Here is a 25,056-nt window from a genome sequence, read left to right on the forward strand (position 1 = left end):
TCCTTACAGATCGCATTTGTCGATGAAACAGTAATGAATAACCTGAGATTTCAGAGTTAACTTTAGTACAAATAAAAACAGCGACCACCACGGTCGCTGTTTTTATTTTAAAAGAGAATAAAATGGTATTTTCGTTAGAAAAGTGGGCTCGGCTCGGTCAGTAGCTAGGTACGATGGAAGGCGTGTAAGAGTCATCCTCTATCGCTTCAACAATTTTGTCTGCGTCTTGATTTAACTGCTTATATTTTGGTTTTTCAAAACGATAGAGCACGGAAAGCTCAGATTCAGAGGCGATAGGCACGTTAAAGTCTTTAGCGACCATTGCCCATACATACGCTTCTTCCATATTACCTAAGCTGTGGTTAATACTGGCCATCGACTTAAAAATTTCAGTATTGACGTTCGAATTGCTCGATAAGGTCAATGCGTTATTAAGCAGTTTTAGTGTCTTCACATGGTCTCGAGTGGTGTAGAAAGTTGCTAGGGCATACTGCATCTCTGCCGTATTTAACGCATCCGTTCCTTCCAGTTGTAAGAAGCTGCGTCTAGCGTTGGTATCCCCGGTTTGTGACCACAAGAAATAGAGTGTTTCTGGCGTGTCTGATTGAGACAGTTCACTGACAATACGTTCAGACTCTTCGATGCTGTGCATTAAAGAAGTAAAACGACGTCCTTGAAGTTTAGATTGATCGATCGTTTCTATTTGCGCGGCAAGCTCAAGACATTTTTTATAGGCCGTGACTAATTCGAACTCTTTGATCTTATTGCTTTCGCTTGGGTGCTTTTGAACTTCAAAGCGATGCCAGATAAGGTCGGTACGCGCTACACGGCACTGTCCGTCGTTCATGTTCAGCTGTTCACATCGCAACCCAGGATTGCTCTGGCACAACTGGTCGGTATTTTTGTTTCCTTCAAAACACCCAACCAGAGTGAAAGGTAATAGGCCAATTACCAACCATTTCATAATTTTCATATTCCTTCACTTGTGATCAAATGCACTTATTATTGGTCAGGTTCTTGACTCAATTCTGTTACGGGTTATTTTCTGGTGAAAACTGTTAAAACTAAGGCTTTACCATGGATGCAGAACAACTTCTTAGCGCAATGACACCCGAGGTTTACGAACGTTTAACCTACGCAGTTGAAACGGGTAAATGGCCAGAAGGAACAGCGCTTTCTAAAGAGCAGCGCGATTCGTGTATGCAGGCAGTTATGTTATACCAATCTAAACATAACTCTGAAGCTCAACACATGACAATTGCCGCTGGTGGCGAAATTAGCTTTAAGTCTAAATCTGAACTCAAAAAACAGTTTAAGTCAGATCAACAAGACATTGTGAGAGTTAACCCAAATCATTAGGCATTAAATTACAACAAAGGGGTGGCGCAGTGCCACCCCTTTTACGTTAAGTCGTTTATTTATAAGTAATAAAACGATTTAGCTCACGTTAAACTGCTGCTCTTTTCATAGAATAGCAGCCGCTTAATATGAACCTTAACGAGCTTACAAGCTCATCTCACCACGCAGTACTTCCTGCATCTGAGTTTTCACTTCTTCGTAGCTTAGGTTTTGGCTTAATAGATAATGAAGTTTCGCTAGTGCCGCTTCCGGAGTCATATCATAACCACTCACAACTCCAGCTTCTGCTAAAGCACAGCCCGTCGCATAGCCACCCATGTTCACTTTACCTGCTAAACATTGAGTTAGGTTCACCACAATAACCCCACGCTCTGACGCGTCTTTTAGGTGCTGAAGTAGCTCTGGGTTTTGTGGCGCATTACCAACACCAAAAGTCAGCAAGATCATTGCGTTAACTGGTTGCAGCAACGTGTTACGAATCACTTCGTGAGAGATTCCCGGGTACATAGTGATTACGCCAATTGGTTGCGGTGTAATGTTATGAACCTTGAACTCACCTTCAGGTTGCTCGTTAACCACAACGTTGTTGCTTAGCTGGATATTGATACCAGCTTCCAACAACGGATTAAGGTTTGGAGAGGTAAACGCATTGAAGCCATCAGCGTGTGATTTGGTGCTGCGGTTACCACGCATTAATTTGTTGTTGAAGAACAGTGTCACTTCATTGATTGGGTAGTTCGCCGCGATGTGCAGTGCATTCAGTAGGTTTGCTTGGCCGTCAGAGCGTAGCTCAGCAAGCGGGATCTGAGAGCCGGTTACAATCACTGGTTTGCCAAGGTTCTCTAGCATGAAAGACAACGCAGAAGCGGTGTACGCCATGGTGTCAGTACCGTGCAGGATAACGAAACCATCGTATTTGTCGTAGTTCGCGCGGATGTCATCAGCGATAGTCTGCCAATCAAGTGGCGTCATGTCTGAAGAGTCCATTAATGGCGAGTATTCGTGAATGGTGTACTCAGGCATCTCTGGGCGATGGAATTCAGGCATACCAGCAAGCTGTTTATCCATGAATCCAGCTACAGGGACATAGCCGTGATCATGCGATTTTTGCATGCCGATTGTGCCGCCGGTGTACGCGATATAGATGTGTTTTCTTTCCATGGCGATTATTACTTTAGTGTGATGTAGGGAACAGGTGGGCGATTATAGCGAATTATTATGTAATAAAAAGAGGCGCCTCACACAGAGGCGCCCCTTGATAATAAAGCGTTGAGCTTAAATTATTGAACTTGGCAGTTTAAGCAAAAAGCGTAACGGCCTTGTGGGTCGTTAAAGTTGCTTAATAGTTGGCTATCTTGAGCTAACTGCTGCGTAACCGGCTGCAAACTGCTTGGTATCATTGACTGAATATCAAGGCCAATCGACATCTGAACTTGGTTCATAAATTCTTGAATAAACTGCTCAGTGGCTGAAAGTGGCTCTTCTACCCAGTAGATGTTGTAGCTTTCGAGTTCTGCAAGTGAAGCGGCGGCGGCAATCGCGTCATCGAAGTCACCAATTTCATCGACTAAACCGTTTTGCATAGCGTCTTGACCAGTCCATACGCGACCTTGAGCAATTTTATCGACCGCATCAACATCCATTCCACGGTTTTCTCCAACTAGACCTATGAATCGGCGGTAGCCATGTTCGATACCCATTTGGAACGCATCTTTCGCGCCCTCAGTTAGGCCGGTGGTGATACCAAGACCTGAGAACGGTGATGTGCCAACGCCATCAGTGTAAACACCAATATCATTTAAGCCTTTTTCGAAGGTAGTGATGACACTGAAGATACCAATCGAGCCAGTTAACGTCGTTGGTTGAGCGAGGATCTTGTCTGCGCCCATTGAGATCCAGTAACCACCAGAAGCGGCAAGGCTAGACATTGAAACAACTACTGGCTTACCCGCTTGCTTAATCGCTTCTATTTCATTGCGAATAACTTCTGAAGCAAATGCGCTGCCGCCAGGGCTATCCACTCGAAGAACAACGGCTTTAACTTTGTCATCGTTACGAGCTTGGCGAAGCAGAGCCGCGGTTGTATCGCCACCAACGGTGCCACGTGGCTGTTTGCCATCCATAATAGCGCCGCTAGCAACAATCACAGCAACATCGTGTGATTCATTGCTCATGTCTGGAAGCATGGTTGCACGGTAGTCGTAGTAGCCAAGTGCGTTGTAGCTGTCTTGGCCATCACTGCCGAACACATCTGCAAGTTCCAGTCGAACTTGCTGGCGAGTGGCTAGCTCATCTACTAAACCAAGTTTTTCTGCCAGTTTCGCGATATCGCCATCGACAGATTCAAGCTCTTTCAAGAAAGTGTCCATGCTTGGATTAAGTGTCTTCGCATCAATTTGGCGGTTATTGCTCACATCATCAACGTAAGCACTCCATAGTTGACCTAACCAACGTGATGCCGACTCTTTGGCTGCGTCAGACATGTCGTCACGAATGAAAGGCTCGATAGCTGACTTATAAGTACCCACACGGAACACGTGCGTGTTTACATCTAGCTTCTCTAATAAGGTTTTGTAGTATAGCGAGTAAGCGCTGTAACCTTTAAGAAGTACACCACCATCAGGTGACATGTATACCTTAGTTGCGTAGCTTGCTAGGTAGTATTGGCTTTGGTTGTAGAAGTCACCTACTGCATAAATCGGTTTACCTGAAGCTTTAAACTCATTTAAGGCTTTAGCAATGTAGCGCAGTTTAGTCAGGTTGGTTTCTGGCAGCTCTTTAAGCGCCAAAACAATACCTGTTACATTGTCATCGTCTTTGGCATAGCGAATCGTTTCAACGATATCAAAGAGAATATTTTCTTTTGGCAGATCTTTGCCTAGCAGCGAACCGGTAACTGAGTCCATCGGATTGATATAGCGGCTTTGTTCAACAATCGGACCCGACAGGTTTAGCACTAAAGCAGATTGTTGTGGCACGGTTGGTGGCGCTGTGTCTGAGTGGAAGTACACAAAGTAGATAACGGCGATACTAAGTAAGAAGATTAAGTTAACAAGCGCAACACGTAAAAACGTAATCAGCTTCCAAATCCCTTTGAAGATCATACCTATAATTTTGAATATTTTTTTCATTCTGTCTCCGCAGTGAGATTACGTCGCTTTAACAAGCAGCAGTACTATTAATCTCAATAATATGAACTGCTTAGTATCCTACGATAATTCCCTAACTCAAACTATACCAAGAAGTGTTAATCGATTTATATTCTCATTAAGTGTAGACAGATAAGGGGCTGTTGACCTTTCGTGGTTAAGTTTTGTTCGAGATAAAATCGTTTTAGGCGCGGCGAAGAGTATGTAGCCTAGTCATTCTAAGCAAATATTCTTCAACAAAGCATAAAATGATTTTTGTGGGGGCGCCTAGCTCGAACCCTTCGGGCAGCTCTTGTGGTTCATTTCTACTGCGTTATCGGCTTTTCATGTAGGCCAGCTACACATCAAAGCCTCTTCCTTGTATAAATTTCCCACAAGATGCTGCAAAACCAATCTCGAAAGGTTAACAGCCCCTAGGACTTCCGAACGATTAATACCTTCAGCATTATGATCGGTGTTACAAAAATGTAAACGGTTGTTTGAACTTTTGGTGATTGAGCTATACTGTGGTCAGACCACAAGGATAAATAACAGAAGTGATGTCTGCCATGTACCCACATTTACTTGAACCACTCGATCTTGGATTTACTCAGTTACGAAACCGTGTATTGATGGGATCAATGCACACAGGTTTAGAAGAGCATAAAGAAGGCCTGCATAAACTCGCCGCGTTTTACGAAGAGCGAGCAAAAGGGGGCGTTGGCCTAATTGTTACAGGCGGCTTTTCTCCGAACTTACGTGGCAGATTATCTCCGTTTAGTGCTGAATTCAGCAAAGTTAAGCACGCGAAAGCGCACCAAGTTGTTACCGAAGCGGTACATAAGCACGGCGGGAAAATTGCGTTGCAGCTACTTCACGCTGGTCGATACGCAATGCACCCATTCGCACAAAGTGCTTCGGGTATAAAAGCACCAATCGCCAAGTTTGCGCCAAGTGAAATGAGCTCTCGCCAAATCAAAAAGACCATCAATGCCTTTGCCAACAGTGCCGAACTTGCTCAAGTGGCAGGCTACGACGGCATTGAAATCATGGGCTCTGAAGGCTACTTGATTAACCAATTCATCTGTAAGCGTACCAACATGCGTTACGACGAGTGGGGCGGTTCTTATGAGAAGCGTATGCGTTTCCCGCTAGAGATCGTGAAATCGATTCGCGAAGCTGTGGGCAAGGATTTTATCATTATCTTCCGACTGTCGATGTTGGATTTGGTTGAGCAAGGTAGCACCTTTGAAGATGTTGTGTTGCTGGCTCAAAAGCTTGAGGAGGCAGGCGTTACCATTATCAATACTGGTATCGGTTGGCACGAAGCACGCATTCCGACTATCGCGACACAAGTACCACGTGGTGCCTTCTCTTGGGTTACCGAGAAAGTGAAGCCGTACGTCTCTATTCCAGTCATTACATGTAACCGTATTAATACACCAGAAGAAGCAGAACGCATTATCAGCTCCGGTCAGGCTGACATGGTTTCCATGGCTCGACCTTTCTTGGCTGACCCTGATTTCGTTAACAAAGCCGCACAGGACCAAGCTCAGTTCATCAACACCTGTATCGGTTGTAACCAAGCCTGTCTTGATAACGTGTTCAAAGGGAAACGCGCGAGCTGTTTGGTTAACCCACGAGCTTGTTATGAGACTGAAATTGTTGTTCAACCCGCGCCAGCTACCAAGACGATTGCGGTAGTGGGTGCTGGCCCTGCAGGCTTGGCTTGTGCGACAACATTGGCGCAGCGCGGTCACAAGGTAGATTTGTTAGAGAAGAACGATCGTATCGGTGGCCAGTTTAGGCTAGCAATGCAGATCCCGGGCAAAGAAGAATTTAGAGAAACGATTCGTTATTTTGCCAACCAAATCGATGCATCGGGTGTGAATCTTAAGCTGGATACTGAAGCCACGTTTGAAATGCTGCTCAAGTACGATGAAGTGGTGATGGCGGCAGGTGTAGAGCCAAGAAAACTGAATATTGAAGGTATTGAGCACGAGAACGTGGTCGACTATCAAACCTTGATTCGCGAAAAGACACCAGTAGGCGAAAAGGTCGCGATTGTTGGTGCAGGTGGTATCGGTGTCGATGTGGCAACCATGCTCACCGAGCCAACGTCACACAGTCTAGACGATTGGCTGCATGAGTGGGGCATTGATAAGAATATGGAGCACCCAGGTGGCCTGTATCCTTACCCGGATTCATTCAGTGACAAAACGGTTTGGGTGATGCAGCGCAAAGCGGGTCGTGTTGGTAAAGGCCCTGGTAAGACCACAGGTTGGATTCACAAACGCACACTAGAAAAGCGTGGTGTGAATCTGTTGGGTGGTGTGAGCTACAACAAGATTGATGACCAAGGTTTGCATATCAGCGTTGGTAAACAAGATCAGGTACTCGATGCTGATTCGGTTATCGTGTGTGCAGGTCAAGTATCGGTGAGACCATTTGAAGATATGTGGCAAGAGTTCGGTGGCAAACTGCACGTGATTGGTGGTGCTGATTATGCTGGTGAGCTAGATGCTGTGCGCGCTATCCGCCAAGGTGTTGAACTAGCGATTAAGTTATAGATAAAGCTACAAGCCGTAATATTATCGGTAAATATGCTTGTCTAATATGCCTAGATAAATGTTTGAACAAGGCTCCTAAGTCATAGATTTAGGAGCCTTTATTGTTTCTAATTTAGGCCAAATGAGCAGTCGTTGAGATTTATTATCGTTTGTATTCTGTGCTAAAGTTCAAGTATACAAATAATAAAGAAATAGTAAGGACTTCAAATGGATGCTTTGGATCTACTGCTCAACCGACGCTCTATCGCAAAACTCTCTGATCCAGCACCTGAAGGTGTCGCGTTAGAAAACATCATCAAAGCGGGCTTGCGTGCCCCTGACCACGGTGCACTTACACCATGGCGCTTTGTTATCGCGCAAGGTTCAGGGCTACAGAAGCTATCTGATATCTTGGTTCGTGCTGCTGAAGCGGAAGAAAGCGAAGAAGCGGTGATTGAGAAAGTGAAAAAGGCGCCGTTCCGTGCTCCTATGGTGATCACCGTGATTGCTAAAGTCACCGAGCATGAGAAAGTACCAGCGATTGAACAACATCTTTCTGCAGGCTGCGCGGCGCAAGCGATGCAAATGGCCGCAGTCGCTCAAGGTTTCCAAGGTTTTTGGCGCTCAGGTAAATGGATGTTCCACCCAGAAGTGCATCAAGCATTTGGCCTAGAAGGCGACGACGAAATTGTTGGTTTCCTATACCTAGGTACGCCGGGCTGTACGCCAATGAAAGTGCCAGAGCGTGACTTTTCTAAGTTTGTTGAGTTCTTATAAAGAACGCTGAAGCTGAATAGTGGAATGCTAACTGTATAAACAACCAGTTTTTCTTGATTTATTAGGGTCACATTAGATAATGTGACCCTAATTGTTTGTAGCATCTGGAAAAACATGTCTCGCCTTATTATTGCTGAAAAACCAAGCCTCGGCCGTGCGATCGCCGCTGCACTGCCTAATCCACAGAAGAAAGACCAAGGGTTCATCAAATGTGGTAACGGTGATGTAGTGACTTGGTGTATTGGACACTTATTGGAACAGGTTGAGCCAGACGCTTATGACGAGCGTTACAAGAAATGGAACTTGGCCGATCTCCCTATCGTGCCAGAGCAATGGCAGCTAAGACCACGCAAGACTTCGAGCAAACAGTTCACGGTGATCCGAAAGCTATTGAAGGATGCCACTCAAATTGTCCACGCCGGAGACCCAGATAGAGAAGGGCAGCTTCTGGTTGATGAAGTGATCGATTACTGCAAAGTCTCTAAAGCCAAGAAAGAGTCGATGGAAAGGTTGCTGATTAGTGATTTGAACTTACCTGCGGTGAAGCGCGCACTTTCTCAAATGCGTAGCAATCGCGATTTTATCCCTCTTTCTGTTTCAGCATTGGCACGCTCAAGAGCCGATTGGCTGTATGGTATGAATATGACTCGCGCTTATACCTTGCTTGGTCAAAAAGCTGGTTATCAAGGCGTATTGTCGGTAGGGCGTGTGCAGACACCAGTACTTGGTTTAGTGGTGAGACGTGATGAAGAGATCGAAAACTTCATTCCCAAAGATTACTTCACTTTGCATGCCTTGATTCCTTACCAAAATAACGGACAGAGTTTTGACATTAGTGCTCGCTGGAAACCAAGTGAAGCCTGTAAGCCGTGGCAAGACGAAGAAGGCCGTGTACTCAATCGAAAGTTGGTTGAAAACGTCGCTCAGCGAATCGCAAACCAACCTGCAACCGTCACAGAGTCAGAGCAGAAGCAAAGTAAACAAGCTGCACCACTTCCTTATTCTCTGTCTGCCTTGCAGATTGATGCCTCTAAGCGTTTTGGTATGAGTGCTCAGCAGGTGCTAGACACTTGTCAGTCTTTATATGAGAAGCACAAACTTATTACTTACCCACGTTCTGATAGTCGCTACCTTCCTAAAGAGCACTACTCGCAGCGAGAATCAATTGTAGACGCCATCGCCAATAATGCGAAAGAGCTACAAAGTGGTGCGCAAGGCGCAGATCTCTCACTGAAATCAAAAGCATGGAACGACAGTAAGGTCGATGCTCACCACGCAATCATCCCAACACCGAAGAAATCATCGGTAAATGGTTTGTCTGCGAATGAGATGAAAATCTATCAACAAATCGCCCGCCAATATCTGATGCAGTTTTACCCTCCGGCTGTGTTTGCGGATGCTAAGTTAGTGTTTGATATCGCTGGTGGTGTGTTCATTGCGAAAGGGCGTCAGCTTATCAATCCTGGTTGGAAAGTGTTGATGGGTAAAACCGACACCGAAGAGAAAGGTGATGGTACTGATACAGTTCCACCGCTAGATAAAGGAACTGTGCTGACCTGCCGTGAAGGTGTCATTGGTGATAAGAAAACCGAACCACCAAAGCATTTCACGGAAGCGACATTGCTTCAAGCGATGACAGGTATCGCGCGTTTTGTCGCGAACAAGGATCTGAAAGCAATTTTGAAAGAGACTGATGGTCTTGGAACAGAGGCGACTCGTGCGGGCATTCTGGATACGCTATTCAAAAGGCAGTTGCTAACGCGCCAAGGTAAGAGTATTCATAGTAGCCCTGCAGGTAGAGGTTTGATTCATGCCCTACCTGAGGATTCGACCTTTCCGGACATGACAGCACACTGGGAACACCAGCTACAGGGTATGGCCGAGCGTAACCAAGCGTATCAACCTTTCATGCAAGCGTTGGAAAGCAAGATTGATGGCCTAATGGGGCGAGTGAAAACAGGGGAAGTGCCGGAATCGCTTCGTCATCTCCCTAAAGTTGAGAGACCCGCTTTTAAACGTCGCAAAGGTGGCGGTACGAAGAAGTCTTATGCCAAGAAAGGCACTAAAAGCTAGTACTTATCGGTAGAGGGATTAACGTCCAACCTTACGCCCACAACGCTTAAACAACTTTTGCCAATACTCCACATGGCGACGGGTTGATGCGCGAAAGGCTTGGTGCGTATCTTGGATGGGGAAGTAGTAGCTGTGTAGTTCTGGTTGAGCATCAAACATTGCCAGCTGCGGAGCGAGCTGTTGATAGTAGCCATCCAGTTGCGCCATATACGGCTGTACTTTGCCAATATACTGTTGTTCGAATACGTTGTTGAGGTAACGGAACTTAGTGGTGTCGCGTTGTTTTCCGCAGATGATATTGGCATCAAAAGTAGTGAGTTGCTCGGTGATGGTATCGAGTTCAACCGACGCGCGCGCAAGCGAATAATACAGATCCCCAAGGGTAGAGCTCTTCTCTAACACCTCTTGCACCTCTGTGGTCTTACCCGAAACAAGTGGTGTATTTAACGAATGGTTAAGATGCTCCAAGGCGTCGCTCGTCTGTCTTACTTGTTGACCAATATCCTGACGCAGCCACTGACTACCGCGCATCTGTGACTGCATAGCATCACTAGCATAAATCAGGTTCCATTGGTGGAGTGGAAATTGTGCGAGCTTCTGTTGCTCGATCCCTCTCAAGAGCTCGATGATTTCTGGGTCTAGCTCATCACTCGATAAGCACTTGCCTACGCCTTCGAGTAGAGCGACTTGGTAATCGTAATTGCGGAACTCGTCCGCGACTTTTCCTAATACTGAGTTACGCTCAGCAATCAGGTTGAAAAGTCCACATTGGCGAAGCTGATAGCTGTCGATGAGCCCAATAGAAACAGAGGGGACGTTTAGCAATAACTCTCGCTTTCTCGGCAAACCCTCAAACTCCCAGTCTTGTTTGAGCTCTTCAGCATCTTGCACTCTGGCAACTTTGGTTTGATAGTCATCGAACAAGTCTCCAGGGCCTTCCCCAAAACACCCTCCGAGCACCACGGTGATTAAAAGCAGTGGCGAGCGTTGTGCGAAGTTTGTAAGAAGGCGAAGATTCATGGGTTACCTACCAGTCTATTTCATTGCCGTCGAAATTGAAGAAGTGACCACTTACTTCAGTGCTGGCAGATTCGATGACTTTAATAAGACCAGACGCTGAAGTGTCTGTATCAATAAGAGCATTAGGACCACCCATTTCTGTTTGTACCCAACCTGGATGCAGTGCCAATACCGTGAAGCCGTTGCTAGTTAGATCGTTGCTTAAACTTTTTACAACCGAGTTGAGAGCCGCTTTAGAAGAGCGATAGATGTAGCCTCCGCCAGAAGTGTTTTCTGCCATGCTGCCAACTCGAGAAGACAAGCAAGCTATCTTTTTCACGTCACTGGCTTCTAGCATAGGGAGAAGTGTTTCAACTAGCTTCAATGGCGCAATAGTGTTGACCTCAAAAACGCGTCGCCACTCTTCTACATCGGTGTTACCCAGTCCGTAACCTTTAGGGCCGTAATAGCCTGCATTGTTAATTAGAATATCAATGGGCTGGAGTTGATCAGGTAGCCTGCTGGTGGCTTGATAATCAGTGATGTCTAGTTGAATACAGGTTAAGTTGCTGTGGTGTTCTGCGAGTGCCAGTAACTCATGTGCCGATGAGGTCTCACGATAGGTAGCGTAAACGGTGTGATTGTCCTTAACGTATTGCTGAGCAAGGCTTAAACCAATGCCTCGGTTTGCTCCAGTAATAAAAATAACGCTCATGGTGATTCCTTTTCAGTTCAATTAGTTAAGTTTGATGGCTTAACACCAGAAAATCAACGGCCCACCAACTGGCCATTAGCATTCCGACAAAAATCATTACTGCTGTCGCCGAGCCACAGATCACCCCAAGGGTAAGTATTAGGTTTTTCATTGCTTTCTCTGAATACATTTAAAGGTAATGATAATTGTTATCATTAATTTAGGTTGTCGCCAAGGCTGAGGCTGTTATGATTTTGAGAAAGATACGCAATTAACTCGATTATGATTCCTTTAATTTACCACCCAATTTATTCGCAGTTGCCTTTACCTGAAGGTCACCGTTACCCAATCAACAAATACCAGTTGTTACATAGCGCAGTTGAGGCGTTAATGGATAGCGATTCACTCTGGAAGAGTATGTTTGAAGTGTTTGAACCAAAGCCGGTGTCGGTAGAACAAGTCAAACAGGTTCACGACAGTGACTATGTCGATTTGCTTGTTTCTGGGAGTTTACCAGCGGCGAAGATGAGACGCATTGGTTTTCCGTGGAGTGAACAGTTGATTGAAAGGACGCTCTATTCAAGCGGCGGCACTTGCCTAGCTGCGGATATGGCCATTGAGAGTGGGTTAGCCATTCACTTGAGTGGAGGCTATCACCACGCGCACCATGATTTTGGCAGCGGATTTTGTTTGTTGAATGATCTGGTGTTGGCAGCGAAGCATGCACTTACCTTTGAGCAGGTTGATAAGGTGCTGATCGTAGACAGCGACGTACACCATGGCGATGGTACAGCGACACTCTGCCAAGAGAGCGATGAGATTATTACTCTGTCTTTCCACTGCGATAAAAACTTCCCTGCAAGAAAGCCATTATCGGATCTGGATGTGCCATTAAGTCGCGAAACGGAAGATGAAGAGTTTCTGCGTTGTTTTGAGCAAGTGACTAAGCTGGCGATTGCGCATCACCAACCTGATTTGATCATTTATGATGCAGGTGTCGATATCCACCAAGATGACGAGTTGGGTTACTTGAATGTATCGACGCAAGGGATCTTTGAACGAGATTGCTTCATGATTAACTTAGCAAAATCAGAGTATATTCCAATGGCGTGTGTTGTTGGGGGAGGCTATCGTACTCAGCACCAAGATTTGGTACCGATTCACATGCAGCTTTTGAAAGCAGCACTAGCAGTGAATAGTTGACCTGCTAAGCTAAGTTTTCTTCAGATACAAAAAAGCCGCTGATTTCTCAGCGGCTCTCTTTAATGTGGTGGAGGGATAGGGATTTGAACCCTAGAACCGCTATTAACGGTTGCCGGTTTTCAAGACCGGTGCTTTCGACCACTCAGCCATCCCTCCAGTGGCGTGAATAATATAAGGGGCGGAGGACCTTGTAAACCATTAATTTTCATAACTTTGTTTTGTTGCTTGTTTTATAATCACTTACGGTAATAAAAAAGGGAAACCATTGGCTTCCCTTTTCTGTTTGCTGATTATTTAGTCATTTTTTGTGTAGAAACGCTGTAGCTCAGTAAGGCCTTGCATCAACACCGGTAAGCGAGGGCTTACGTTTTTCAGGCGCTTGTAATTCTGGTCGTACAATTTGTAGTTACCGAATTTATCTAGCACCGTTGTTTGCTGGTCAGTAACAAGAGCAAGTTCACGAGAGTCACCAGCGAGGATCCACTTTCTCCTACGCTCATCAAACAGACTACGACCGCTACTAAAGTCAGTTGGGTTTGACGAGACACCCAATAGCTCTTGCATTAGCGTTACAGAAACATCCAGGTGGCTAGAGCGATGAGTATACTCAGACGCTGATTTACCTGGCCAGCTAATAAATAGAGGTACCTGCAGCTGATAACGGCTGTAGTTAGAGTTTGCTCCCCAGCTGTTAGTCTTGGTTTCGTTAAACTCAGTACCGTGATTAGAGGTAATGATAACTACCGTATTATCGATAAGGTCCAAGCGTTCCAATTCTGCGTAGATGGTCGCAAGCTGCGCGTCCGCCGCTTGAGCTGATTTTTGGTAGTCGGCAGCAAAACGCTCTGCGGTTGTTAACGCTGAATCTGACTCTGCTTCTGAACTTGCGAAGTTGTCTAGTGTTGTCAGCTCAATAAAGTTGAACCAAGGACGCTTAGCTTTCGGGGATTCCACCCAGTTTGACCAGGCTTTGATTGCGTTTTGGTCATTAAACGTCGCTTGCTCGGACATGATCTTACGGCCTCGGAAGATGATGTCCGAGTATAGTGCATCGTCAAAGTTGTCACCGCTGAATGCAGCAAACTTGTATTTGTGGTTATCTAATACATCTAACAGTACTGAACTCGCCCCCTGAGCTTCAATGCTGCTTGCATAGCTGCTCGGAAGGCCGTAGAACAAGCCGAAAATACCAAACATGTCGTTGCTAGAACTGTAATGGTTGGTGAAATTGATCGACTGTTGTGCAAATGCGTAGCTGCTTGGCATTGATGTTTCGTTAAGAGCATCTGCGCGCAGGTTATTAACGCTCACCATCAGGATGTTCAAATCATCACTGCGGCGGTTGTACTGAATTTCTTCTAGCGGGTAGCTAACAAGGTTTACATTGCGTTTGTTTGCTTCTAAACGCTCTAGATATTCTTCACGGTCTAACAGACCATGCTTCTCCATAAAGCTTTTCGCTGTCATTGGGTAAGACAGTGGGAAGTTCGCTTTTTGGCTCGTAATTGGGTTATAGAAATACGCATCAGCCCACATGTAAGTCAGGTGGCTACTGATGAAACACAAGAAGAAGACGGCGGTAATTGGGCGGCCGATGTGTTTATGAGAAAGTTTACGCTGCTTACGCCAAACCCATTCAGATAGGCCAAGCTGCAATAAGAAAATAAGCGGCATAACAATGAAGAGGTGCTGTAAATCAGACGTAAATGCAGACTCCTCTCCACTGAATAAAACCTCCCACACGACAGGTGTCAGGTGGAGGTTTATATTTTGATACGTTTGAGTATCAATCAACAGGACAGTTAAACCTATGGTCGCAAAGCAAACGGCAACCAAACGTAATAACTTCCTCGACGGAAGAATAAATGTGAGCGGGAACAGCACTAATAGATAGAGCGCAAATACCAAAAAGCCGAAATGACCAACCCATGAAACAGCCAAGTAGAATTGACCCAGCAGGGTTTCTGGCCAAGCAGATTGAGTGATATAACGAGTACCAATCAACATCGCAGCAATGATGTTGAAAAATGCAAACCAGTGACCCCAACCAACTAGTCGAGATACACGATCGCTATATGAGTTTGCGCTGTTTACCATTTATAATTCTTTTATCCGTCAATCAAATTTAGTGAGACTTTTTATCTTCAAGAGAAGAAATTAAAGCCTCGGCAAATTTTTCAGCAATTCCTTTGCGTTGTGAAGCAGCAACGTTCTGATTTAAGACATTGGTTGCGATATTTCCAGCGATCATCAGTGAAAGTTCTGGTGAAGCTTTGTGCTTAGATAGTACAGCACCTACCTCAGCTAGGATTTTTTCAACTTGTTCATCTGTGTATTTAGATATAATCGGCATAAGGACTCTAATAATGATAGTAAAAGCGGCTTATGATAACCTACTATGCACGACAACTGAAACCTGAACGGTAATATTTTCACTATGAGCCTTCACCTTTCCAATGTGATTTTACACCAGCTGAGCAAGAACGATCAGGAAGAACTGATTGTTAACTATCGTGCTGAATCTCTAGAAAACGATGCTTCTTCTGAAAGCCTAGTTGCTGAACTTCATCGTGTTTTTAACTCAAAAGCAGGCAAAGGGTTTGGTTCTTTCAAATCTGACAGCGAATTCCAACAGTGGTTGCATCAAATTCGCGCTGGTGAGACAAACTTTTACGATTTTTCTCAAAAGAGTGCGCAACGTCTAAAAGACGAGCTTTCAAAATACCCATTTGCTGATGAAGGCATCTTGGTAATCGCCGAATATCAGTCACTTGCAACTGACTACCTTTTCATTGGTCTACTGCCTTCAAACCAGAGCTTGAAGGTAACAGAAGGACTAGATATCAGCGCGACTGACTACTTAGATATATCTAAAATGGACATTGCAGCTCGCTTAGATCTGTCTACTTACGAGACAGACAAAGAATCAAATCGCTACCTAACGTACATCAAAGGACGTGTTGGTCGTAAAGTGGCTGACTTCTTCTTAGATTTTCTTCAAGCAGAAGTAGGCCTGGATGCAAAACTGCAAAACCAGGTGTTAATGCAAGCGGTAGAGGATTTTGTTTCTGATTCTAAATTAGAGAAAGAGGAAGCGATCAGCTACAAAAAGCAGGTTGCTGATTACTGTAACGAGCAGTTAAAAGCGGGTGATGAGGTTCAAGTGCGTGAACTGTCTGGCGAATTACCAGCAAGCTCAGATGGTACCAGCTTCTTTGACTATACTAGTGAGCAAGGCTACGAGTTAGAAGACAGCTTCCCTGCAGATCGCGCAACTATGCGTAAACTAACAAAATTTGTTGGTGCAGGTGGCGGTTTGAATGTTAGTTTTGATAGTCTGCTTCTAGGCGAGCGTATCTTCTATGATCCGGAGACAGATACGCTAACGATTAAAGGCACACCGCCAAACTTACGTGACCAACTGACTCGTAATAAGTCATAGTCCGAAGTGAATAGGTAAGCGGCAGTAGGATGCTGTCGCTTGTTTTGTGCTTTGTGTCTTCGCCATAGCAATAATGGCTTCAAGTTAACACGCACAAGGAATATAGATGGAACAATCAGTAGCAAAGCCCATTCGCTTTAATAAACCAGTCACTTTCTTAGTTGTGATTTTGGTTCTGTGGCTATTTCCTTCATTGGCACTTCTCAACCTGAGCCGTTCCTACACCAACTCTCTTGCTCAAATCGAAGAGCTGGGTCTTCGCGTTAACGAGTTAAAGCAGTCGTTTTATTTCTCGGAGCCACTTCGAGTCTCTCGTATCAATGATCTCGCACTCGATGCTCAGTTGATTTATTCGATCCGACTGCAGATTGAATCTGACTTCCAACACGCCTTGTTTCGACCCGATGTCAACCAACTGCTTTACGTTACTGATCAGTTACTAGAAAAGTTTGATGAGTTCATCCCAATCGAAAGCCAAGTTCAAGACATTGTTGATAACATTAAGATCTTGCGTACCGATAAAGACCTATCCCCTAAGCTAAAACCGTTACTAAACGAATTCGGAGTTGTGGTGTTTGAAGCGATGTATTCTGACAATCAAAGTTCGCCAGCGACTTATCGTGCCTTTGATTCCATTCTGGAAAAATCTTATTTACTCAAAACTAAAGAGCAAGATGCACTCCAACAGTTATTAGCGGATGCTTCTGCTTTATTGGTGGATTACGCACAACTTAATTTTTTAGTTGATAAGATTAAGCAGAACTCGGTGAATAAGCAGATCATCAAACTAGAGTCTGAATATCACGAACGTCAGTTTAATCTTATGTTAGTGATGTTAGGTGTGAGTTTGATTGCTATGAGCGGTTTGGTGGTATGGAGTGTCAGTGTGAGAAAAGCGGCCCAACAACCTAAAGCGGACCAGAGTCTCGCCCCTGAATCTAGCAAGGAAAAGGTGGTTCAATTTTCTAATAAAGAAGATGAACTGTTTTCAGAAACCAGCGTGGCTTTCTCTCCCTCGGCAGCTGCGCAAGATGAGAGTGACTCTGACACCGTATTGAATCAGCATCCACAGTATCAACCTCAACAAAATATGGGCCCTGCAAATCAACTTGATGAAAAAGGGGCGATTTTGGCGGAGAAGCGTGTTGTTAGTGTGAAGGATTCAAAACCTGCTATTGATATTGAAGGGATGCTCGAAACACTCAATGGTGATGCGGAGTCGATTGAATTGTTGCTTGGGGTTTTTGTCCAAGACCATGCGGACGACTATGAGAAGTTTAAAGCGCTATTGACCAAAGATGAAACCTCAGCCGCACGTGTTGTACATAGCTTAAAAGGTGTGGCAGGCAGTATTAAAGCGTCGCGTTTAGCTATTATTGCCGCAAGTATAGAGATGACAATGAAACAATCTCGAGCGATCAGCGAATACGACTTGAACGAACTTGAGCAGGCAATAAAAGCCTCTGTGGATTCCGCTGTCGAATATTTAGATAATCAGCGTTAACTTTTGCGGGAGTTTTGACAATACTCTGACTAAGTGTTCATACAATCCGCGCCCTTAGTCTTTGTCAGAGGTTTATATGTTACGCGTTTCGAGTCGAAGTTGGATAGTGTTGGTGCTTAGTATTGTGCTAAGTGGTTGTTCTCTATTGGAAGTTAAGTTAGATAGTCAAACGACGCCTCTCACTCAACAAGAGCTGAATGCTCGGCTCATGACGCGTGAATACGCTCAGCTGTTTTTTACACAAGTCGAAGACTCGGCAGATATAATCGCGCAATCTTATCCTGCTGATGACACCTTACATCAATCTTACGTTTTGCTTTGGAAGATCCATGCTGAGCAGGGCTTACAGCAAGCGGCTTACCAAACTTCTCCTATGTCTGCGCTCATTGATACTTGGGTGTTTACTGCGCAAATGAATCAATTCTATGCCGAAGGTGAAGGAGCGGATCTGTTCACGACGGATCATGTGGTTAACACCGCACGTTCTCTCGATCAAGAAGCAGAAAAGCTAGCAAAAGGCGTTCTGAGCTCGAGTGACTTTAAGAAGAGCAAAGCATTCGTTGCTGAGTTTGTTGCGAGCAATCCATTCAACGACCTAACGTTCAGAAGCACGCCTGCTTATCGAGAATGGCTAGCTTACCTTGGCAAAGATGAATCACAGATTGTTCAGAGCCTAGGTACCATGCCAGAAGTAATGAGCGATGCATCAGATCGTTTAAGCCTGATGGCGGACCAAACGCCAAAGCTGATGTCTTGGAAAGCAGAGTTAGTGGCGATGAATAGCTCACTGACGGGTGAAGATTTATCGATGACACTAGAAAGCCTTCGCCAAATGTCAGCAAGCATGCAGGACTTCATTGAGAACAACCCTGAGTACATGCAAACACTGGCTTCTATTATTTCGGCGAAAATGCAGCCGCTGCTTAATGATCTTAGCGACAAAACAGACCAAAAACTGGCTATGCTGAGTGATGAGCGTGTGGCGTTAGAAAAGATGGTCACGCGTGAAAGAGAAGCGTTGGTTCAGATGATCGAGAAAGAACGTATTGAGGTCGCGGGTATCGTGACATCAGAAAGAGAATTGTTCACTCAAGATTTAGATCGCGTTTCGCAAGAAGTGGTTGTACTCGCGATTGATAAGCTGATGGCGCTAATCAAAGGTGTAATTATCTACTTTATTCTGTTTATCTTGGTGGTGTTCTTCGCACCGCTAGGTATCGGTTATTGGTTGGGTAAACGAACCGCAAATAAATAACCCAATAAAAAAGAGCGCTTTAGGGCGCTCTTTTTTATCTATGCCATTAAGGTTTTGTGTTTACGTTCTCAGTCTTAGAGTGATGGAGACTAGGCTTGTTGTTTAGTCAGCTCTGCCGCTTCTTCCGCTTCAACGGCTGGTGCTGTTGGTTCACACTTATCAACGAACCAACCCATGTAAGAGGTCACGATAGTTACGATGATACAGATGAAGCTTAGCCACATGAATGGTGCGTACGACAGCGTTGCAACGCCTAGGATACTCGCCATGTAGATACCGTTGTCACTCCAAGGCACCATACCTGATGTCAACGTACCGCCGAACTCAGCGTTACGAGATAAGTTCTTACGCTTATAACCTAGACGGTCGTAGTTTTTCGCACAGATTTTTGGCGTAAGGATTAACGATACGTACATTGCAGAACCGAATACGTTACCCATGAAAGCCGTACCAATGGTGCTAGTCGCTAGTGAGCCGGCGCTGTTCACGCGGCGCTCAAACACTTTAGCTATTGTCTCTAGTACGCCCACTTTATCTAGTAAGCCACCAAAACCTAGACCAAATACGATAACAGCAACCGAACCAAGCATGGAAGACATACCTCCACGGTTAAGAATCGAATCAATAAACTCTACGCCAGATGAGATTGAGAACGGTGCCCAAGCAGTGTTGAATGCCGTTAGGAAGTCGATATCTTGGATCATGACTGCCCAGATAATACCAAGCAGAGAACCAAAGCTGATTACTGGGAATGAAGGCATACGGAAAGCCAACAAACCAAGCACGATAAGTACCGGAACGAATGAGTAAGGCGTGATGTAGAACTGAACTTCCATTGCTTTGATTACAGAGTCTACTTGGCTCATGTCAACGTTGCCCGCGTAGTGGAAACCAAACGCAGTAAACATAATGCCGGTAATTACGTAGCTGATTAATGCTACAGGCAGCATTCCTTTGATGTGTTCAACCACTTCTACGTTAGACATAGAAGAAGCCAAAATTACTGAATCGGAAAGTGGAGACATTTTGTCACCGAAGTAACAACCTGACAGTACTGCACCTGCCGTAATTGGTGCAGGGACACCTAGGCCTTGGCCAATACCCATCATCGCAATACCCGCTGTACCAGCAGCCCCCCAAGAAGTACCAGTAGCCAACGCCGTTAGAGAACAGATGATCATGGTCGCCAAAAGGAAGATAGAAGGGTGGATAGCTTTTAGACCATAGTAAATGATGGTCGGTACGATCCCGCCAGAGATCCAAGTACCAACAAGAGCGCCAACGGCTAAAAGTATTAAAACCGCGCCTAAGCCGTTAGATATTCCTTTGAGTGCTGCTTTTTCTAAGTCTTTGTATTGGTGTCCAAGACGAATACCAAGCACCATGATAATGAACCAACCAATGTACAAGGCGAGTTGGATTGGAAGGTCAAGCTTTGCTGTAAAGGAAAAAGCAAGGGATAGAAATAGTCCTAACGCGATGAATACTTGCATCAGGTTCGGTAGGCGAGTTTTACTCTGCTTCATAAAAGCCTCTTGTGATTTCGAGCATTTATAGTGCTTCATTATATTGTGGGGTACGAAAGGGACACTACATTAATTAGATTATTATATCGAAAAAATACGTATAAGTTGTGATATTTGACTGCATATCGAGCTAAATATGGTTTCATGACCTGAATTTTTGTTAAATTAATGGTTATTACATGTTTTATTCTGTTGCACGTTGTTTCCATTTTGTAAAATAAAACACCAATTAACCTTGGTTTAATAGAGGTAATTACTGTTTGTGTTCGGGGTTTGATTGTTAGTTTTAGCGTGATAAATGGCTGAATTTAACAGGGTTGATTTTTCTATCGATATAGTGAGGACTGAATCTCTGTATTGAGATAACTTTGCGATTCATCGCGTTCACTTAAAAGAAACGAAAAAGTTACACTTTTTGACAAAAAGCGCTTGAGTTCTGTTTCTGAAAAACTTATAGATGGGGGAGAGCAATTTTTAATTTATACATGGAGAGTGAGAGATGAGAGTAGGTCTAGTTGGTTGGCGCGGTATGGTGGGTTCTGTACTGATGCAACGTATGGTTGAAGAGAAAGACTTCGACCTGATTGAGCCTGTTTATTACAGTACATCTCAGATTGGTATTCCTGCCCCTGTTCTAGGTGGTAAAGATGCGGGTCTACTTCAAAACGCTTTTGATATTGATAGCTTAAAGCTGCTTGATGCGGTTATTACTTGTCAAGGTGGTGATTACACATCAAAAGTTTACCCAGTGCTACGTCAAGCGGGTTGGAAAGGTTACTGGATTGATGCTGCGTCTACTTTACGTATGGACGCTGATTCAATCATTACTCTTGACCCAGTTAACTTGGCTCAAATCCAGCAAGGCATTCACAGCGGAACAAATACTTTCGTTGGCGGTAACTGTACAGTGAGCTTAATGCTTATGGCGCTAGGTGGCCTATATGAGAAAGGTATGGTCGAGTGGATGAGCGCGATGACTTACCAAGCGGCTTCTGGTGCGGGTGCGAAAAACATGCGTGAGCTGATCTCACAAATGGGTGTAATCAACGACAGCGTCAGTTCTGAGCTCGCTAACCCTTCAAGCTCTATTCTTGATATTGATAAGAAAGTGGCAGATACTATTCGTTCATCTTCATTCCCTACAGATCAATTCGGTGCTCCACTTGCAGGCTCACTGATTCCTTGGATCGATGTGAAGTGTGAAAACGGCCAGAGCAAAGAAGAGTGGAAAGCGGGTGTTGAAGCGAACAAGATCCTTGGTCTAGACGGTCAGCCAATTCCTATTGATGGTACTTGTGTTCGAATCGGTGCAATGCGTTGTCACGCTCAAGCACTAACGATTAAGCTTAAGCAAGATGTGCCAATGGACGAGATTGAAGAGATCATCGCGACGCACAACGATTGGGTTAAAGTGATTCCTAACGATCGTGATATTACAGCGCAAGAGCTAACACCAGCGAAAGTAACAGGCACAATGTCTGTACCTGTGGGTCGTCTGCGTAAGATGTCTATGGGTAACGACTTCCTAAATGCATTCACAGTTGGTGACCAACTGCTTTGGGGTGCTGCAGAGCCACTACGTCGTACTCTGCGTATTATCCTAGCTGAGAAAGCGTAACTGCCTCATTTCTGAGAATAAATAAAGAAGAAGCGCCTGACGGCGCTTTTTTTGTATCTAATGACAAAGGCCTGACTTTAAAACCTTACATTTCGTACGTCTTAAAGTTGGAGCTAGAAAATGAAATCGAACCTGAAAGGTTTTACTCTTATCGAGTTGGTTGTTGTTATCGTCATTATTGGTGTTTTAGCGGTTGTCGCGGCGCCTAGGTTTTTAAACATGCAACATGACGCTAGGGCTTCAGTTATCGAAGGGCTAGGAGCATCAGTTCACACCGCTGCTGATTTAGCATTCGAAAAAGCAGCCGTTGAGGGACTGGAAGGCCAAGAGTCTTATTTAATACCAGAGTATGGGCGTGTGAAGTTTGGTTACCCCGCGGTTGAAAAAGGCGGGATGGAAAACTTTTTAGCGATTGACTCTGGGTTTCATGACCTAACTAAAGAGTGGACATGGGCTGCGCATAATAATGGGCCTGTGAGTGACCCTGACTTATGGCTGATTACCCGATCGGAATATTTGTCGGATGTTCCTCCCAATGACTTTAATACCGCTATTGAGAATACGCAGTGCTACGTGAAATATACGGCTGCGATGGAAGCGAACGATGACTATCAGGTTGAAGTGTTTACCGACGGTTGTTAACAGCTAAATGAAATAATAAAAAAGAGCTCTTTAGGAGCTCTTTTTTTGTTTCTATTCTGCCTTGTCGGACACGACACGTTTGTCAGGGTCGGCTAATTCACTGGCACAGTGCTTACAGTAGATGGCGTCAGGGTCGTGTCCTGAAAGGTTGCAGTTCGGACATTTGACTAACTCCTTGTGAGAGTTCATTTCACTACTTAGCTCGGCGGTAATTATCCCGGTAGGTACCGCAAGGATAGAGTAACCCAGTAACATTGTGAGAGATGCGATAGCCTTACCAATCGCTGTTTGCGGCACCATATCCCCGTAGCCAACGGTGGTGATGGTGACGATTGCCCAGTAGATACTGTGAGGAATACTGGTGAATCCGTTTTCTGGCCCTTCAATCACGAATATCAAAGCGCCAAAGATAACAACCAAGATGCCGACTGTGCTAAAGAAGATCAGAATCTTTCGTCTTGCCATCAATAGCGAACGCAACAGGATATTTGAATCTTGTAGATAGCGAACCAACTTCAGAATTCGGAAGATACGCATGACACGCAGCAATCTCACAACGCCCATAAACGAAGCTCCTGGGAAGAAGATCGCTAGGTAAGTAGGTAGAATCGCTAACAGATCAACAATGCCATAAAAGCTGGTGGCGTAAGATTTCGGTTTTGGAGAACAATAGAGCCTTAATAGATATTCGATAGTGAATAGGGCGGTGAAAGTGTACTCGATGTAACGAAGTTCTTGAGACCACTCTGTCATCACATTTGGAATGGACTCTAGAATAAGAACCAGAAGCGAAGCCAAGATTGCAATGATCAGTGATATATCAAACGCACGTCCGGCAGGTGTATGGGTACCAAAAATGATAACGTACAAATGATGCTTGAGTGGCTTGCGTGACATAAGGGGAGGTTCGTCTTCTATTAAATGCGTTAACCGTCATTATACAAGCTTCATAATAACGAGGCGAGTGAAAGCCAAATTGCTTTACTCGCCTCAGATGTGTTCCACATTAAATAGCTGCAGTTAAGCGACTATGTGCTGTTTGTGGTTATGCTAATCCTGGGAATAGGTTACGCAAGCCATTCGCAATGAACTCGATGCCAAGTGCACCAAGAATCAAGCCCATGATACGGGTGATAACGTTAATCCCGGTTTGACCTAAAAAGCGCACGATAACAGGCGCTGAACGGAACAGAAGCCAAGAGCAAGTTGCGAACGCAATAATGCTGATACCAATACCGATAGTATCGATTGCCGCTGGGTAACGCGATCCATAGACAATGGTCGAACTTATCGCACCTGGGCCCGCCATTAAAGGCATAGCTAAAGGAACAACACCTATTTGTTCTTTACTGATGTACTCAGACTTTTCCTGCTTATTCTGCTTATCTTCACCTAACTTACCGCTCATCATCGAAAACGCGATGCTCAGCAATAGCAGTCCACCCGCGACACGGAATGAATCTAGTGAAATGCTAAACATGTCGAGGAGCAACTGACCCGCAACTAGCGACACAATCAATATAACAGCAACGGCGATATTGGCCTGAAACGCTGTCCGGTTTCTCTCCTCTGGCGGCATGTGGGCAGTAAGAGAAACAAACACAGGCATGATACCGATTGGGTTTACGGCTGCAACAAGCCCAAGGAAGAATTGCATAAAGATTGCGAGTTCTAAACCTTGCATGGGAGCGATCTCCAAGTAACGTAAAGTAGGATAGTGGGTTTGATCTGACCTCGGTCAGAGTGCGTAATGTAAGAGACAAATTCAATGAGAGCGAATGAAAAAAACTAACCTGAACATGGGGTTAGTTTTTAGAAAAACTAATTGAGTGTCATGTCTGTAATATCATTGTTATAAAATGTTTTCTCATGTTTAGTGTTGTGACCTGATTTGAACGTAATGTTATCTCACGCACGCTTTTAATAAAAATTATGACAGTTTCTAGCTCGTTGCAACGGTATGGATATACTCTCAGTAGCACAGTTTTAGCCGTATACATGTAAGTGAACTGATTAAAAATGAAACTTTTTTACAGTTTATTACACGAAGTAGAAAATAATTATCTGATTGCTTGTTTTTTGCTCGATAGTAAGGTGTGATTTAAATTCATATAAATCATTGGTTTATGTTTGTTTTTGCGCTTGCCTTACCACTAATTGGGTAATTCTTTTTGGGTAACTGATCTGGGTCAATTTTTTTCACACACTGAAATAATATACTCAGCCCTGAAAGCAATTTACTAAGAACGCTGTTTTAAAGGGTTTAAGGCAAGCAGCGAATTTAATA

The 25,056-nt window shown here is 44.6% G+C and carries 21 protein-coding genes and 1 tRNA gene; 10 read left to right on the forward strand and 12 right to left on the reverse strand.

Annotated features, from left to right (window positions below; all coding sequences use genetic code 11):
* Positions 1-157: 157 nt before the first annotated feature.
* A complete protein-coding gene (locus L1D11_RS00305; RefSeq protein ID WP_239834478.1) occupies positions 158-964 on the reverse strand; it encodes a DUF2989 domain-containing protein in 807 nt (268 codons plus the stop codon).
* A gap of 113 nt (positions 965-1,077) precedes the next feature.
* On the opposite strand from L1D11_RS00305, the gene L1D11_RS00310 reads away from it, so the two are divergent.
* On the forward strand, positions 1,078-1,359 hold the full coding sequence (locus tag L1D11_RS00310; protein ID WP_239834477.1) for a DUF1315 family protein: 282 nt from the start codon (positions 1,078-1,080) through the stop codon (positions 1,357-1,359).
* Positions 1,360-1,503: 144 nt separating this feature from the next.
* On the opposite strand, the gene ansA is transcribed toward L1D11_RS00310, so the two are convergent.
* Together ansA and sppA are read right to left on the reverse strand one after the other, a co-directional pair.
* Positions 1,504-2,520, reverse strand: a complete 1,017-nt coding sequence (ansA, locus tag L1D11_RS00315; RefSeq protein ID WP_004740664.1) for an asparaginase — start codon at positions 2,518-2,520, stop codon at positions 1,504-1,506.
* A gap of 119 nt (positions 2,521-2,639) precedes the next feature.
* Entirely contained in the window at positions 2,640-4,490 is a 1,851-nt protein-coding gene (sppA, locus tag L1D11_RS00320) for a signal peptide peptidase SppA (RefSeq protein WP_239834476.1), read from the reverse strand.
* 557 nt (positions 4,491-5,047) lie between these two features.
* Between sppA and L1D11_RS00325 the strand changes: the two genes are divergently transcribed.
* From L1D11_RS00325 to L1D11_RS00335, 3 genes are all read left to right on the forward strand, one after another.
* Complete coding sequence (locus L1D11_RS00325; protein WP_239834490.1) at positions 5,048-7,057, forward strand: NADPH-dependent 2,4-dienoyl-CoA reductase; 2,010 nt, start codon at positions 5,048-5,050, stop codon at positions 7,055-7,057.
* 207 nt (positions 7,058-7,264) lie between these two features.
* Positions 7,265-7,813 carry an NAD(P)H nitroreductase gene (locus L1D11_RS00330; RefSeq protein WP_004740667.1) on the forward strand — a complete coding sequence of 183 codons (549 nt, stop codon included), beginning with the start codon at positions 7,265-7,267 and terminating at the stop codon, positions 7,811-7,813.
* A 114-nt stretch (positions 7,814-7,927) separates the two neighbouring features.
* A complete protein-coding gene (locus L1D11_RS00335) occupies positions 7,928-9,886 on the forward strand; it encodes a DNA topoisomerase III (protein WP_239834110.1) in 1,959 nt (652 codons plus the stop codon).
* A gap of 18 nt (positions 9,887-9,904) precedes the next feature.
* Here the strand turns inward: L1D11_RS00335 and L1D11_RS00340 are convergent, their stop codons facing one another.
* Genes L1D11_RS00340 through L1D11_RS22590 form a run of 3 tightly spaced genes read right to left on the reverse strand, consistent with a single transcriptional unit; the run spans position 9,905 to position 11,751 of the window.
* On the reverse strand, positions 9,905-10,906 hold the full coding sequence (locus L1D11_RS00340; RefSeq protein ID WP_239834109.1) for a DUF3080 domain-containing protein: 1,002 nt from the start codon (positions 10,904-10,906) through the stop codon (positions 9,905-9,907).
* A gap of 7 nt (positions 10,907-10,913) precedes the next feature.
* Positions 10,914-11,600, reverse strand: a complete 687-nt coding sequence (locus L1D11_RS00345) for an SDR family oxidoreductase (protein ID WP_239834108.1) — start codon at positions 11,598-11,600, stop codon at positions 10,914-10,916.
* Positions 11,601-11,625: 25 nt separating this feature from the next.
* Positions 11,626-11,751 (reverse strand): hypothetical protein, encoded by a 126-nt coding sequence (locus tag L1D11_RS22590; protein WP_258099341.1) that lies wholly within the window; start codon positions 11,749-11,751, stop codon positions 11,626-11,628.
* 110 nt (positions 11,752-11,861) lie between these two features.
* On the opposite strand from L1D11_RS22590, the gene L1D11_RS00350 reads away from it, so the two are divergent.
* On the forward strand, positions 11,862-12,782 hold the full coding sequence (locus L1D11_RS00350; protein ID WP_239834107.1) for a histone deacetylase: 921 nt from the start codon (positions 11,862-11,864) through the stop codon (positions 12,780-12,782).
* Positions 12,783-12,847: 65 nt separating this feature from the next.
* Here L1D11_RS00350 and L1D11_RS00355 read toward each other — a convergent pair.
* The 3 genes from L1D11_RS00355 to L1D11_RS00365 form a co-directional block, all read right to left on the reverse strand.
* Positions 12,848-12,938: transfer RNA gene (locus tag L1D11_RS00355), tRNA-Ser, on the reverse strand.
* A gap of 138 nt (positions 12,939-13,076) precedes the next feature.
* Positions 13,077-14,879, reverse strand: a complete 1,803-nt coding sequence (locus tag L1D11_RS00360; RefSeq protein WP_239834106.1) for a DUF3413 domain-containing protein — start codon at positions 14,877-14,879, stop codon at positions 13,077-13,079.
* Between the two features lie 28 nt (positions 14,880-14,907).
* Positions 14,908-15,135: a YejL family protein gene (locus tag L1D11_RS00365; RefSeq protein ID WP_004740674.1), complete on the reverse strand. Its 228-nt coding sequence runs from the start codon at positions 15,133-15,135 to the stop codon at positions 14,908-14,910.
* 84 nt (positions 15,136-15,219) lie between these two features.
* Between L1D11_RS00365 and yejK the strand changes: the two genes are divergently transcribed.
* The 3 genes from yejK to L1D11_RS00380 all read left to right on the forward strand — a co-directional run bounded on the left by yejK (position 15,220) and on the right by L1D11_RS00380 (position 18,983).
* Positions 15,220-16,224, forward strand: a complete 1,005-nt coding sequence (yejK, locus tag L1D11_RS00370; RefSeq protein WP_239834105.1) for a nucleoid-associated protein YejK — start codon at positions 15,220-15,222, stop codon at positions 16,222-16,224.
* A 106-nt stretch (positions 16,225-16,330) separates the two neighbouring features.
* Positions 16,331-17,728: an Hpt domain-containing protein gene (locus L1D11_RS00375; protein ID WP_239834104.1), complete on the forward strand. Its 1,398-nt coding sequence runs from the start codon at positions 16,331-16,333 to the stop codon at positions 17,726-17,728.
* Between the two features lie 76 nt (positions 17,729-17,804).
* Positions 17,805-18,983 (forward strand): chemotaxis protein, encoded by a 1,179-nt coding sequence (locus L1D11_RS00380; RefSeq protein ID WP_239834103.1) that lies wholly within the window; start codon positions 17,805-17,807, stop codon positions 18,981-18,983.
* Between the two features lie 89 nt (positions 18,984-19,072).
* Here L1D11_RS00380 and nhaC read toward each other — a convergent pair whose 3' ends face one another.
* Positions 19,073-20,509, reverse strand: coding sequence for a Na+/H+ antiporter NhaC (gene nhaC, locus L1D11_RS00385; protein ID WP_239834102.1), 1,437 nt, complete (start codon positions 20,507-20,509; stop codon positions 19,073-19,075).
* Positions 20,510-21,008: 499 nt separating this feature from the next.
* On the opposite strand from nhaC, the gene asd reads away from it, so the two are divergent.
* A complete protein-coding gene (gene asd / locus L1D11_RS00390) occupies positions 21,009-22,127 on the forward strand; it encodes an aspartate-semialdehyde dehydrogenase (protein WP_239834748.1) in 1,119 nt (372 codons plus the stop codon).
* A gap of 120 nt (positions 22,128-22,247) precedes the next feature.
* On the forward strand, positions 22,248-22,769 hold the full coding sequence (locus L1D11_RS00395; protein ID WP_239834749.1) for a prepilin-type N-terminal cleavage/methylation domain-containing protein: 522 nt from the start codon (positions 22,248-22,250) through the stop codon (positions 22,767-22,769).
* A 51-nt stretch (positions 22,770-22,820) separates the two neighbouring features.
* Here the strand turns inward: L1D11_RS00395 and L1D11_RS00400 are convergent, their stop codons facing one another.
* The gene (locus L1D11_RS00400) at positions 22,821-23,666 is read right to left on the reverse strand and encodes an ion transporter (RefSeq protein ID WP_239834750.1); all 846 of its coding nucleotides are present in this window, start codon (positions 23,664-23,666) and stop codon (positions 22,821-22,823) included.
* A gap of 148 nt (positions 23,667-23,814) precedes the next feature.
* Positions 23,815-24,453, reverse strand: a complete 639-nt coding sequence (locus tag L1D11_RS00405) for a YchE family NAAT transporter (RefSeq protein WP_004740682.1) — start codon at positions 24,451-24,453, stop codon at positions 23,815-23,817.
* Positions 24,454-25,056: the final 603 nt, after the last annotated feature.

The organism is Vibrio sp. Isolate32, from assembly GCF_022397955.1.
Classification (GTDB): Bacteria; Pseudomonadota; Gammaproteobacteria; order Enterobacterales; family Vibrionaceae; genus Vibrio.